Origin of the sequence: Micromonospora sicca, assembly GCF_003172935.1 — a bacterium.
In the GTDB taxonomy this organism is placed as follows: Bacteria; Actinomycetota; Actinomycetes; order Mycobacteriales; family Micromonosporaceae; genus Micromonospora; species Micromonospora sicca.
Genome location: NZ_QGKS01000182.1, coordinates 33,103 through 43,810, shown reverse-complemented (window position 1 = coordinate 43,810; position 10,708 = coordinate 33,103). Strand labels below are relative to the sequence as shown.

The 10,708-nt window shown below is 71.3% G+C and carries 9 protein-coding genes and 1 pseudogene; 1 reads left to right on the top strand and 9 read right to left on the bottom strand.

Going from position 1 to position 10,708, the window contains the following annotated elements; genetic code table 11:
- Nucleotides 1-158: 158 nt before the first annotated feature.
- Nucleotides 159-587 carry an amidohydrolase family protein gene (locus DKT69_RS40610; protein WP_255420194.1) on the bottom strand — a complete coding sequence of 143 codons (429 nt, stop codon included), beginning with the start codon at nt 585-587 and terminating at the stop codon, nt 159-161.
- Between the two features lie 103 nt (nt 588-690).
- Nucleotides 691-1,659 (bottom strand): annotated as a pseudogene (locus DKT69_RS40605) (amidohydrolase); the annotation flags it as partial.
- Between the two features lie 315 nt (nt 1,660-1,974).
- Here DKT69_RS40605 and DKT69_RS10915 point away from each other — a divergent pair.
- Nucleotides 1,975-4,353 carry a PA domain-containing protein gene (locus tag DKT69_RS10915; protein WP_146231035.1) on the top strand — a complete coding sequence of 793 codons (2,379 nt, stop codon included), beginning with the start codon at nt 1,975-1,977 and terminating at the stop codon, nt 4,351-4,353.
- Here the strand turns inward: DKT69_RS10915 and DKT69_RS10910 are convergent.
- The 7 genes from DKT69_RS10910 to DKT69_RS10880 all read right to left on the bottom strand — a co-directional run bounded on the left by DKT69_RS10910 (nt 4,306) and on the right by DKT69_RS10880 (nt 10,708).
- Complete coding sequence (locus DKT69_RS10910; RefSeq protein WP_109801445.1) at nt 4,306-5,298, bottom strand: helix-turn-helix domain-containing protein; 993 nt, start codon at nt 5,296-5,298, stop codon at nt 4,306-4,308. The genes DKT69_RS10915 and DKT69_RS10910 overlap by 48 nt on opposite strands.
- A gap of 130 nt (nt 5,299-5,428) precedes the next feature.
- Nucleotides 5,429-6,457, bottom strand: a complete 1,029-nt coding sequence (locus tag DKT69_RS10905) for an alcohol dehydrogenase catalytic domain-containing protein (protein ID WP_109801444.1) — start codon at nt 6,455-6,457, stop codon at nt 5,429-5,431.
- Nucleotides 6,444-7,094 carry a GntR family transcriptional regulator gene (locus tag DKT69_RS10900; protein WP_161557807.1) on the bottom strand — a complete coding sequence of 217 codons (651 nt, stop codon included), beginning with the start codon at nt 7,092-7,094 and terminating at the stop codon, nt 6,444-6,446. Before DKT69_RS10900 ends, DKT69_RS10905 begins: the two co-directional genes overlap by 14 nt.
- Nucleotides 7,091-7,951, bottom strand: a complete 861-nt coding sequence (locus DKT69_RS10895) for a 2-deoxy-5-keto-D-gluconate 6-phosphate aldolase domain-containing protein (protein ID WP_201749577.1) — start codon at nt 7,949-7,951, stop codon at nt 7,091-7,093. Before DKT69_RS10895 ends, DKT69_RS10900 begins: the two co-directional genes overlap by 4 nt.
- Nucleotides 7,948-8,937 (bottom strand): alcohol dehydrogenase catalytic domain-containing protein, encoded by a 990-nt coding sequence (locus DKT69_RS10890; protein WP_109801442.1) that lies wholly within the window; start codon nt 8,935-8,937, stop codon nt 7,948-7,950. Before DKT69_RS10890 ends, DKT69_RS10895 begins: the two co-directional genes overlap by 4 nt.
- Nucleotides 8,938-8,942: 5 nt before the next feature.
- The gene (locus DKT69_RS10885) at nt 8,943-9,758 is read right to left on the bottom strand and encodes a carbohydrate ABC transporter permease (RefSeq protein ID WP_109801441.1); all 816 of its coding nucleotides are present in this window, start codon (nt 9,756-9,758) and stop codon (nt 8,943-8,945) included.
- Nucleotides 9,755-10,708 carry a carbohydrate ABC transporter permease gene (locus tag DKT69_RS10880; protein ID WP_109801440.1) on the bottom strand — a complete coding sequence of 318 codons (954 nt, stop codon included), beginning with the start codon at nt 10,706-10,708 and terminating at the stop codon, nt 9,755-9,757. The genes DKT69_RS10885 and DKT69_RS10880 overlap by 4 nt, the downstream gene beginning before the upstream one ends.

Sequence of the window (10,708 nt, the reverse complement as noted above, 5' to 3'; positions counted from 1 at the left end):
GGCGGCCCCGGGCCGCACCAGAGCCGGGGGCGCAGCAGGACGCTGCCGGACGTGCTGCGGCCGACGGCCGTTGGTGGTTCGGGACCATCACCGGCAGGTCCCCTTGGGCGACGAGCCGCCGCCCAAGGGGACCTGGACGTCGGATGGTCTCAGCAGCTTCAGGGCTGCTGGCAGCGGACTTCGCCGCCGACGACGGTCGTCATGACCTTGGTGTGCAGCACCGCCTCCGGCGACTCCCGGTAGGGGTCGGTGTCCACCGCGATGAAGTCGGCAAGTTTGCCGGGCGCGAGGATGCCCTTGCGGTTTTGCTCGCTGGCGGCGCAGGCAGCGCCCAGGGTGTGGGCGCTGACGGCCTCGGCCATGGTCAGCCGCTGCTCAGGCTGCCAGCCGCCGGCGGGTGTGCCGTCGGGGCGGGCACGGGTGACCGCGGCGTACAGCGCGGCGAAGGGGTTGGGACTTTCGACGGGGGCGTCGGAGCCGAACGCCAGCGTGACGCCGGCGTTCAGCATCCCGCGCCAGGCGTAGGAGGCCAGGTCGTGGCCGGCCAGCAGGGAGTCGACCAGATCGATGTCGCTGGTGCAGTGCACCGGGCTGCATCGAGGCGACGATGCCCAGCGTGGCCATTCTGGCCAGGTCGGCGGGTCGCAGGTGCTGCGCGTGCTCGATGCGGTGTCGCAGCCCCGGCGTGCGGCCGACCGTCTCGTAGGCGTCGATGACCAGGCGGTTGGCCCGGTCGCCGATGGCGTGCGTGGCCACCGCGATGCCGGCACCCGCGGCCCTGGCGAACAGCCTGACCAGATCCTCGTTCGGGGTGACCGCGATGCCCACGTTGCCGTGCTCGCCGGCGAAGGACCTGCTCATGTGGCAGGTGTGCGAGCCGAGTGCCCCGTCGCTGAAGATCTTCACGGGGCCGGTGTGGATCCAGTCGTCGCCCTGCCCGGTGCGGCGGCCCTCGGCGATGGCCGCCTCCAGGTGAACCAGCGGGATCGCCTTGTGAACGCGCAGTTTCAGCTCGCCGGCGTCGCGTAGGGCCAGGTAGGCGGCACGGCAGTCCTCGCCGTCGATGTCGTGCACGCTGGTCAGGCCGAGCGCGAGCAGCTCCTCCTGCGCGGTGTGCAGCAGGTCGCGCAGGTCGGGGGAGACCATGAGGTCGCGCAGCGGGTACGAGGCCGCCTCGCGCAGAATGCCGGTCGGCTCGCCGCTCGCGCCCCTGACGATCTCGCCGCCCACCGGGTCGGGAGTGCTGGCGTCGATACCGGCCAGCCGCAGGGCCGCCGAGTTGGCCCACACCGTGTGGCCGTCCACGCTGGGCAACGCGACCGGCAGCTCACGACAGACCGAGTCCAGGGAGTACCTGTCCGGCTGCGCCGGCGGATCCCAGGTGTTGCTGTTCCACCGGCCGCCGAACAGCCAGGCGCCCGGCCGCAGCCGCGCCGCGTGCGCGGCCACCAGGGAGAGGGCCTCGTCCAGGCAGCGCGCCCCGCGCAGGTCCACGGCGCCCAGGCTCTGCGCGTACTGCGCGGTGTGGATGTGGGCGTCGTAGAGCCCGGGGAGCACCGCGGCGCCCTCCAGGTCGATCAGCTCCGCTCCCTGGCCCGCGGCCTCGCGCACCTCCGCCTCGCCGCCGACGGCCAGCAGGAGATCGCCGTCCACGGCCATGGCCTCCGCCAGCGGGTTGCCGCTGTCTCCCGTGTGGATGGCGGCGTTGCGGTACACGCGGATGCTCATGTGACTCCCACGTTTCCAGAGGCGGTGGTTCCACGCAGTAGACGGCGTCACGCCCGGGCACCGTACCCCTCAACCACGTCCCGCCGGCCCACCACGCTGACCTCGCGGTAGGCGGACCGGTCAGATCGGGCCGGGCCAGCCGATGGCGAACGGTCGCCATGGCCGGTAGTCGCCAGCGGTCATGCTGTCCACCGCCGACAGGCTCGACTATGAAAGGGGGAGGCACCTTTGACCACTGGGAGTCCCATGACCATGCCACTCTCGGCCCTGCACCGGACGAGCGCCGCCTCCCTCACCTCGCTCGCCGTCGTGGTCGGCCTGCTCACCGCGGCGCCGTGGTCCGCGGCGAACGCGGCCACCACTGACGGCCCCGCCCCGGCGCCGGCCGCGCGGGTTGTCTCCACGGGCGGCGGAGCCGAGGTCGCCCTGACGCCGCTCGGAGACACCGGCGCCACCTCGCTCGCCGCGCTGCCCGGCGCCGACGGTGCGACTCCGGGCCTCGTGGTCGCGACGAGCAGGACAGGCACGACCGTCCAGACGACCGATGTCGCCAGCACGCCGACCGTGATCGAGGGCCACGCCGCGCTTCTGGACGCCAGCGCTGCCGACGCCGTGCCGCTGCACTTCTCCGCAGTGGGCCGGGACGGCCGGGCCGCCCAGGCCTACATCACGGTGTTCGACCTTGAGCACGGCGCGGCGTGGACCCGGCAGCTCGCCACCGACCCGGCTCCGAGCAACGACTGCTCCGAGGCCACTTTCGCCCGGACCACCTGTGTGCTCGTACCGCGCGGCGAGTACTCGGTGATGGCGTTCGTCTCCACTCTGCCCGCCGAGAAGCCGACCGTCGGAAGCAGCCGCACGTTCCAGAACATCTCGCTCGTGGGCGAGCCGGAGACGACGGTGAGCGGTGAGCGGACCTTCGCGTTCGACGCCCGCGATGCTCGCCAGCTCAGGATCACGACCCCGGGGCGCAGCACCAAGGTGCCGCCGCAGGGCGCCATGCTCATCGGCTACGACCGCACCGCCGCGGACGGGTCCGCGGTCCACCTGGAGATGCGCCCGGCATACCTCCTCGACCAGCACTTCTACCTGCAGCCGACGCCGCAGGTGTCCATCGGGGCGTTCCAGGCGCGCACCCGGGTCCGGCTGGAGGCGCCCGACATCGCCCTGTCCGCGCCGACCGCGCCGACCCTGCACCCCGAGTACGTCGACCAGACCTGGTTCTCCGACGTCTCTTCGGACTTCCCGGTCGTCAACGGCCGGTCCCTCCTCCCCGTGGTGGACGTCGGCCACGCCACGGCGGCCGATCTCGCCGGCCGGCAGCTGCACGGCGCGTTGGCGCTGGTCACGCACTCCGCCGACATGTCGATCGCGGAACAGTCCAACAATGCCGCCGCGCACGGTGCGGGCGTGGTCGTGATCCGCAACGACGGCCCCGGTGACATCAGCGATCCGGGCGGCACCGGGGTCAAGCTGCAGGTGCCGACGATCCGGCTGAACCGGGCGGAGGGTCTCGCGCTCGCCCACCTCCCTGAGGGAGCCATGGTGACCGTCGAGGGAGAGCCGGCCAGCCTGTATGTCTACGACCTCTACCTGAAGGTGAAGGATCGGATCGCCGAGGACCCCACTTACGTCGCCCTCCTCGGGCAGCTCGCCACTCAGGTGCGTCAGGTTCACGGGCAGCCGACGCTTCCCTCGGCGTTCTCCGAGGCGGCGTACCCGTGGCAGCCCGGCAACTCGTTCGTCGTCTCGACGGTGTTCCCCTTCAAGGGCGGGCCGGGGACGCGCACCGAGTACCGCATCCCCGACCCGGAAACGGCATGGAGTTACGCGGTGTTCGCTCCGGAATCCCCCTACAACGCGATGTTCCCCAAGGCACCAGTGCTGCCGATGAACCTGACCATGCCGGGCCGCCAGGCTTACTCGGACCGCGAACAGGACCAGCTGCCCTTCGGCCGGGCGCCGATCACGGCGGCCCCGAATCCCGCTCGTCCCGTCCAGCGCTCCGGTGATCAACTGCGCGTGGCCGTTGACGGCTTCACCGACGCGGACGGAAACCACGGAACGGAGTACACCCACCCAAGTGGGGTGCGCACCCATCTCGAGATCAGGGCCGACGGAGCCCTGGTCGGGGAGACGGACAACCTCCCCTCCGGCACGGTCCGGCTTGCGGGCGGCGAGTCTCGTGTCTCGATCTCGTTCACCGCGGACAACCCGCAGGCCTGGAACGAGCTGTCGACACACACCGAAACCGCCTGGAGCTTCCCGTCGGCGACGACCGCCGGGGGTGCGGCGGAGACCCAGCCGCTGCTGCTGCCGAATTACGACGTCAGCGTCGACCTGCACAACCGGGTACGGGCCGACCTCCAGGGCCGAGTGGCGTTCGACCTGCGCCTGCGGCGCCCTGACGGCGTACCGTCCACGCCGGCCGGCGAGCCGACCATCGACGCGTCGTACGACGACGGTGCGACCTGGCGACCGGCGGCCGTCACCCGCGGCACCGACGGCTGGCGCGTCGAGCTGCCGGCGGGCAGCGGCCTGGTGTCGCTGCGGCTACACGCGGAGGACACCGGCGGCTCAGCGGTCGACCAGACCATCGTCCGGGCCTTCGACGTCGTGCACTGAGCTGTCGAGCCAACCGAGCCGGACCGCCTGCACGCCCGCCTGGAACCGCGTGCGGACGTGCAGGTGGTCCATCAGCTCGGCGATCCGGCGGCTGAGCGTGCGGGTGCTGGCGCCCAGCCGGCGGGCGACCACGTCGTCCTTCGCGCCTGAGGCGAGCAGCGCGGCGAGCTGGCGATCGCTGAAGCTGCCCTCCTGTGCCGGGGCGACAATCGGCGTCGCCTGCGCCCACAGCAGCTCGAAGAGCTGGACCAGCGCGTCGAGGAGGGTGGAAGGCCGGATGCAGACCGCCGCATCGCCGCTCTGCGCGCCGATCGGCAGGATCGCCAGCCGGCGGTCGCCTATCGCCAGCTTCATCGGAAGGTCGGTGTGCACCCGGGACTGCTCACCCGCGCCGGCTGCGTCCTGGACCTCCTCGAGCGCACCCGGCAGCTCCAGCGCCTCTGGGGCGTAGATGCCGCGCACCCGCACTTTCGCGCAGGAGCCGGCGGACCGACTTGTCCGACCGTCTCGGGGATCGGCGACGTACGGTGGGCGATCGAGCACCATGAGTTCGTGCCGGGTGGTGCTGAGCAGGTGCTCGAACCGGGCAGCGATCGCTGCGTCACCGACCAGCACCTCGACGATCTCCTCCGGGCGGAACCGCTCCTCGGCGGGCATCTCGGCGAGCAGGTCGCGCGCGGCGAGCTGCGTGCGCGCCAGCTCCTCACGGCGTCGATCGACCAGCGCGTCGACGGCGACGTCGGGTCGCGCCGCCCGCATCCTGACGGGCTGGCCGGGCAGCCGGTGCACCAGGCCCAGCTCCTCGAGCCTGCTCAACGAGCTGCCCACCTCGGCCGCGCCACGGTCGAGTGCCGCGGCGAGGTCGCGCTGGGACGCCTCGGGGCGGGACAGGAGTTCGCGGTAAACCCTCTCGTCCTCGGCGCGGACACCGATCGGCTCGAGCATCCGCCCATCTTGCCCCCGTCGGCCGGGCGGCCACCCAGGCACCCCGTCCGCCGGCAGTCACCTGTGTCGCGCCCGAGACCGACGTTACAGAATGTTTGCGGTGACCAGCCCGTGTCCCGACACCGATTCGTCAGCCCTGTGCGGCGGCGGTGCCGTGCGGGGCGATGAACACCTTGTCGGCCGTGCCTGTCCGCTGCGCTTCGAGGGCCTCCGGTAGCTGGTCCAGGCCGTAGAAGGCCGGACGTAGTCGGTCCAGGCCCAGGGTCGGCAGCATCTGCACGGCGCGGTGGTGCGTGTACGGGTTGATCACCGCACCGACGAGCGTCAGCTCTCGCGCGAAGATCTCGTTGGGGCGTACCCGGGCCTCGTCGTCGGGCCGAGCCACTCCGAAGACGAGGATCCGGCCGCCGCGTGACGACACGGTGATGGCTGATTCCAGGATCCGGCCGGAGCCGACCGCGTCGATCACGTGCGGGAAGCCGAGTCCGTCGGTCAGCGCGGTGGCCTCGTCCAGCGCCGCCGGGTCGAGGGCGGCGTCCGCGCCCATCCGCAGGGCGGCCTCCCGCCGGTCGGCGCGCGGGTCCAGCACCACGACCGGTGCGAGTCCGCGGGCCTTGGCGAGGGCGACCATCATCGCCCCGGCCGGTCCGGCGCCGAAGATGAGGATCGGCAGCCCCGAGCGCGGGTTCAGCTGGTCCATCCCGTGCAGGCAGCAGGCGAGCGGCTCGGTCAGCGCCCCGATCCACGGCGGCGTCGCCGCCGGCAGCCGGTACGCGATCCGCGCCGGCACCACCATCCGCTCGGTCATGCCGCCGTCGAGCTTCACGCCGTACCCCCGCTTGCTGTCGCAGAGGTGTTCCTGCCCCAGGCGGCAGTACGTGCACCGGGTGCAGTAGTCGTGTGGTTCGACGGTGACCAGGTCGCCGACGGTGAGCCCGTCGACCGCCGCACCCACCTCGGTGATCCGGCCGCACACCTCGTGGCCGAGCACGACCTGCGGCGCGGCGGCGAAGCTGCCGGCGACGATGTGGCTGTCGGTGCCGCAGACGCCGACCGCGAGGGGTGCGATCGCCACCTCCTCCGGGCCGAGCGGGGCCGGCTCTGACTTGAGCAGCCGTACGTCGCCGGCGCCGAAGAAACGGGCCTCAGTCAGCAGCACGGAGCAACTCCCTCAGTCGGCGGATGTGCAGGCGGGCGGCCTCCTCGGCGGCTTCCGCGTCGCCGGAGCCGATGGCCTCGAAGATGGCCTGGTGGTCGTGAACGGCCTGGATCATGCCGCCGGTCAGGCTGGTGGAGCGCATCGCCACCAAGACCCGGCCCTGGACGCCGTCGAGCATCCGGGCCAGCACCGGGCTCTGCGCCGCCTGCCGGATCTCCCGGTGGAACGCCGCGTCCAGCTCGATGTGGCGGGAAAAGTCGCCCTGCTCCGCGACCGTGCGGTGCTCGGCGAGCAGGGCGAGCAGGCTGCGTCGCAGCGAGGCCTGGTACTTCTCCGTCGCCAGCCGGGCCACAGCTCCTTCAAGGACCTCGCGGGCCTCGTACAGGCTGACCAGTTCGGCACGGGAGATGCGCGCGACCTCCGCGCCGCGGTTCATCGTCTCGGCGACCAGGTTTTCCTGCACGAGGCGGATCACCGCGTCCCGGACCGGGCTGCGGCTGACGTGGAACTCCTCGGCGAGGGCCGGGACGCTCAGCCGCGCGCCCGGCCGCAGTTCGCCGGAGATGATCCGGTCGCGGAGGGTCTTGTAGAGCACCTCACCGACGCGCTGCGGGTCGGCCTGAAGAGAGCTGGTCACTGAAGGAACGTCCCTGCGAAGTGGCGGTAGTTGGCAGCGACCGCCGCGATCGCCTCGGGCCGCGTCAGGTCGCCGGCCAGAAGTCCGCGCAGCGAGTCCCACCAGATGCTACGGCCGATGGCGAAGCCCGTGAACCCGTTGGCGGCGGCGTCGGTGAGCCAACCGTCGACTGTGTCCGCCGGGGCGTTCGCGCCCAGCAGGATGCATTCGCCGCCGTTCTGCGCGGCAAGGTCGGCCGCCGTGCGGTAGTGCTCCGGCGCGCCGAGGTGCTCCAGCTTCCAGACGTCGACCGGTACCTCCTCGACGATTTCCGCCATCGCCCGGTGGATGAGCGCGGGCCGCACCTCGGCGTCGAACACCTCGCTCGGGACGTTCCGCTGCTCGGGCGTCGGCGGCACGAGCAGCTCGAAGAGGAACCGGCCGCCGGAGTCCCGAACCGCCTGCGAGACCTTGGCCAGCCGGGACCGCTGCTCGCGGTTGTCCGACGCCGACCCTTCGACGTTGTAGCGGACCAGTACCTTGGGCAACTCGGGGCGGAAGTGGGCGAGGAACCCTGGCAGGTCGGCCGGTTCGGTCTCGTACACGTCGCAGCCACCGCGCTCGACCGGCATGCTCAGCGTGACGTGATGGGCCCGGGCCCGCTCGGGTACGCCCGCCCCGAGCTGCTCGTCGACCAGGATTCCGGCGTGCGCGGCCAGGCGGGGCTCGGCTTCGAGGGCGGCGAGCAGTCCTTCGAGGACCATGTGCTTGCCGTCGGTGATCGCCGCGCGCTCCGCGGGCAGTGCGGTGGCGGTGTGGCCGTACAGGGCCTGGGTGAGCCAGGGACGCTGGTCGACGGCGAGGATCAACAGGCTCATCGGGTTGCCTCCGACATGAGATGGGCGTCCGCCGACACGATGCAGGGCTTGACGTAGTCGCCGGCCACGAAGCGGGCGAACGCTTCGGGCAGGTCGGGCAGGGTGAGTGGTTTGACGATGAGGTCGCGCAGCGATGCGCCCATGACGCGCAGCAGCTCCCAGTTCGCCTCGACCTCGTCGACCGGGAAGTAGAAGGACCGGACGGTGTAGCAGTCGGTCCGCCGCCAGCGCGGCGTCGCGGGCATCGTGTACGGCTCGTTCGACTCGCCGAGCGCGACGACGGTGCCACCGGGCCGGATCACCCGCTGTGCCGTCTCCCGGGCCGCGTTCGCGCCGCTGACCTCGACGACCATGTCGTACTGGTTCTCTGCGGACAGGTCACCGGCGGCCGTGGCACCGAGTGTCGTCGCGGCCTCGAGCCGGGTGGGATTGGGGTCGAAGGCGTCCACGGCGAGCCCCATGGCCTGGGCGACCGCGACGACACCGAGGCCGAGCGGCCCGGCGCCGACGACCAGCGCGCGGCCCACCGAGTCCTGAGTCCGCAGCGCCAGCCGCAGGGCGTGCGCGGCAGTGCCGACCGTGTCGAGCCCGAGGACCGCGACCGACAGCGGGATGTCGTCCGGCACGGGCAGGACGCAACGCGCGGGGACGTCCACGTGCTCGGCGAAACCGCCGTCACGCTGCCAGCCGATCAGCTGCGACAGGTTGAGGCACTGGTTGGTGCGGCCGGCGGCGCAGCGCACGCACGTACCGCAGAAGACGGGGATGTAGACGATGCCGCGCGTGCCCTCGGGCAGCGCGCCGCCGACGACCGTGCCTCCGATCTCGTGGCCGGGAACGACGGCCGAGCCGCTGTGCAGCAGCCGCTTGTCCGACCCGCAGAGCGCGCAGACGTCGACCCGCAGTCGCACGTCGCCGTCGGCGATGTCGCCGAGGGCGACCTTCTCGAACGTGATCTCGCCGTTGCCCTTGAACCGGGCCCGCATGGATGTCACTTGACGGCTCCTCCGGTGATGCCGCGGACCAGCCAGCGCTGCGCGAAGATCGTCAGCAGCAGGGCGGGCGCGGAGATGAGCGTGCTGGCGGCCATCAGGCCGCCGAAGTCGTTGGATCCCTGGCCGATGAAGTTGAACGCGATGACGGTCAGCGGCAGCGTCCGCTCGTTCGCCAGGGCCAGCGCGAAGAGGAAGTAGTTCCAGCTGAAGACGAAGCTCAGCGTCAGCGCCACGGACAGCCCGGGCAGGGCAAGCGGCAGCGCGATCCGGCGGAAACGCTGCCAGGCGTTCGCGCCGTCGATCAGCGTCGACTCCTCGATGCTGATCGGGATCTCCTCGAAGAACGGCACCAGCAGCCAGATGCACAGCGGCAGCGTGATGATCAGGTGCGCGACGATCAACAGCGTGTAGTTGAGCGCCACGCTGTCCGGGCCACCGATGCGGATCGAGAGCACGAACAGCGGCAGCACGAACAGCACGCCCGGCGCCATGCGGGCCAGCAGCGTGACGAAGCCCAGCGTGGCCAGCTTGCGGCGCACGATCACGTACGCGGCCGGCGCGCCCAGGACGAGCCCGAGGATCGTCGACCCGCCGGCCACAATCAAGCTGTTGGCGATGTAGCGGCCGAACTCGAAGCGCTCGAACAGGTTGGTGAAGTTGTCCAACGTCAGCGGCGACGCGAGGTTGAACAGCGAGCCGGTGATGTCGACGTTGTTGCGCAGCGACGACCAGAGCATGAAGAGCACCGGGCCGAAGAAGATGACCGCGAAGACGAGGTATGCGGCGTACACGCCGCTGAGCCGCTTGGTCATCGCGCGGCCCGCTGCCGGAACCAGGTGAACACGCCCGCGATCACGATGACCAGGACGAGCAGGGCGATCTGCAGGGTGGCCGCGTAGCTCGGCTCGTTGTCGACGAAGCCGGCGTGGTATCCGTACACATTGAGCGTGTTCGTGGAGTTCACCGGGCCCCCCTGGGTCATGATGTAGATCGTGTCGAAGAAGCGGACGAGGTCGACCGTGCGCAGCAGCATCGCCACGGTGAGCACCGGGCGCAGTAGCGGGAGGCCGATGTTCCAGGCCGTACGCCAGCCGCTCGCTCCGTCCAGCGCGGCGGCCTCGAACGGCTCTTCGGGCAGCGACCGGATCCCGGCTGAGATGATCAGCGCCATGAACGGCGTCCACTGCCAGATGTCGACCAGGGCGATGGACCAGGGCGCGATGTCCGGGTCGCCCAGCCACACCACCGGGTCGATACCGACCTTGGCGAGGATCTGGTTGGCCGCGCCGAGCGACGGGTCCATGATCAGCAGCCAGACCAGGCCGACCGCGACCGATGCCGTGATCGCCGGGATCAGCATCATGCCCTGGAAGATCCGCCGGCCCGGCACGTCGAGGCTCATCACGTAGCCCAGCGCCAGCCCGAGGACGGTCTCCACCAGCAGGCAGACCACGAAGAGGAACAGCGTGACCTTCAGCGAGTTCCAGAACTGCGGGTTGCCGAACATCTCGGCGTAGTTGGCGAACCCGAGGAACCCCGAGTTGGTCCCGTCGGACTGCCGGTCACTGACGGAGAGCCAGATCGTGTACGCGATCGGCACCAGCACGAGCACGGCCGTGACCAGCACGGCCGGCAGCGCGAACGGCCAGACACCCCGGGCCGTCGGGTCGACCCGGCGGCGACGCGGGGGCGGAGCCCCCGCCCCCGGCTCCCCGCTGGAGGAACCGGAGGCGGCGGGCGGCTTCGTCATCAGGTCGCTCAT